Genomic DNA, 1964 nt, shown 5'->3' with positions numbered 1-1964 from the left:
GCCTCGATCCGTGCCATGGGGCTGAAGGACGCGGCCAAGCGGCTGATGGAAAAGGCCGGCGTGCCGGTGGTGCCGGGCTACCATGGCGAGGCACAGGAGATCGTGCTGCTTGCCTCCAAGGCGCGCGAGATCGGCTATCCGGTACTGATCAAGGCGCGCGCCGGCGGCGGCGGCAAGGGCATGCGCCGGGTCGAACATCCCGATGAATTTTCCGAGGCGTTGTCCAGCGCGCGGCGCGAGGCGAAAGCCGCCTTCGGCGACGACCGCGTGCTGGTCGAAAAATATGTCGACAAGCCGCGCCATATCGAAGTGCAGGTGTTCGGCGACAGGTTCGGCAATGCGGTGCATCTCTACGAGCGCGACTGCTCGGCGCAGCGTCGCCACCAGAAGGTGATCGAGGAAGCGCCGGCCCCTGGCATGACCGAGGCTTTGCGCAAGGCGATGACGGATGCGGCGGTGAAGGCCGCCAAGGCGATCAATTATTCAGGCGCCGGCACCATCGAGTTTATCGTCGATGCCTCGCAGGGCCTGAAGGCCGACCGCTTCTGGTTCATGGAGATGAACACCCGCCTGCAGGTCGAGCATCCCGTCACCGAAATGGTCACCGGCACCGATCTAGTCGAGTGGCAGTTGCGGGTCGCCAGCGGCGAAAAGCTGCCCAAGACGCAAAGCGAGATCGCGCTCGTCGGCCATGCCTTCGAGGCGCGCATCTATGCCGAGGACGCGGCAAAAGGTTTCCTGCCGGCGACCGGCACGCTGCACCATCTGAAATTTCCAGACGCGGCCCCGCAGGGCGCCACGATGCGCATCGAGACCGGCGTGCGAGCGGGTGACGCCATCTCGCCCTATTACGATCCGATGATCGCCAAATTGGTCGTCCACGCAACGGACAGGCAGGCGGCACTCGAAGCTCTCGGTGCAGTGCTGTCGCGAACCGAGGTCGCCGGCTCGACCGTCAACACAGCCTTTCTTGCCGCTCTTGCCGCCGATCCGGATTTCGCCGCAGGCGACGTCGACACCAGCCTGATCGCCAGGCACCAGACGGCGCTGACCGAGGTCGCGCCGCCGAGCGGCGAAACCATTGCCGCGGCCGCAATCGCAGCCTCGGGGGCCGGAGCATCGCCGTTGTCAGACGATCCGTGGTCGTCGCTTGCCGGCTATGCCCATTTCCACAGCGTGGCGCGACGCACATGGCTGAAGTTCGGCGAAGACAATATCGCGGCGAAGGTTTCGGTGCGGGCGGACGGACGATTCCAGGTCGCGCTGGACAAGCCCTATGACGACACCAATTCGCATGATTTTCGCTCAACACCACGCCTCGCCCGCTGGCCAGGCCATATCACCATGTTCGAAGGCGCCGTTGGCTACACCTTCGCCGTGCCGGACCCGTTGGCACGGGCCGATGAGGCGTCGGCAAGCACCGGCAGCCTGCGTGCGCCGATGCCGGGACTGGTCAAGCTGGTGCGCGTGGGAAAGGGCGATGCCGTGATCAAGGGCCAGCCACTGCTGATCCTGGAGGCGATGAAGATGGAACACACCATCGCCGCGCCGCAGGACGGCGTGATCGCCGAGATCGCCACCGAGGGCGCACAGGTGACCGACGGGACGGTGCTGGTACGGTTCGTCGAGGAACAAGCCGCTTCGGCCGCTGTAGCCAGCTGACGGTTCGAAGGCAGACTACAGGGCAAACAAGAAAATGGCCGGGACGAGCCCGGCCATTTCTCCATGCTATCCAGTCGCCAAGTCGGCGATTACTGCGCGATCGGCGCGTATTTGCCGTCATGCCACTGGTTGATGTCGTAGCTGGCATTCTTGAGATCGCCCTTCTCGTCGAAGGTGACATCACCGACAACGGTGCTGATCGGCGTGCCGTTCTTCAGCGCTTCGGCAACCTTGGCCGGGTCGTCGCTGCCGGCACGCTTGATGCCTTCGGCGAATGCCTGGATCGTGGCGTATGAGAACAG

General features: G+C 64.6%; 2 protein-coding genes. One reads left to right on the top strand and one right to left on the bottom strand.

Annotated features, from left to right (window positions below; translation table 11 throughout):
• The coding region (locus EN943_RS36735) for a biotin/lipoyl-containing protein (protein ID WP_127416584.1) at window positions 1-1662 on the top strand (1662 nt) is incomplete at its 5' end.
• Between the two features lie 89 nt (window positions 1663-1751).
• Here EN943_RS36735 and EN943_RS36730 read toward each other — a convergent pair.
• Window positions 1752-1964 (bottom strand): ABC transporter substrate-binding protein (locus EN943_RS36730; protein WP_164778598.1); only part of this gene is annotated, 213 nt, incomplete at its 5' end.

Source organism: Mesorhizobium sp. M7A.F.Ca.US.006.01.1.1, from assembly GCF_003997935.1.
GTDB lineage: Bacteria > Pseudomonadota > Alphaproteobacteria > Rhizobiales > Rhizobiaceae > Mesorhizobium.
This window is presented reverse-complemented; position numbering and strand designations above follow the sequence as displayed.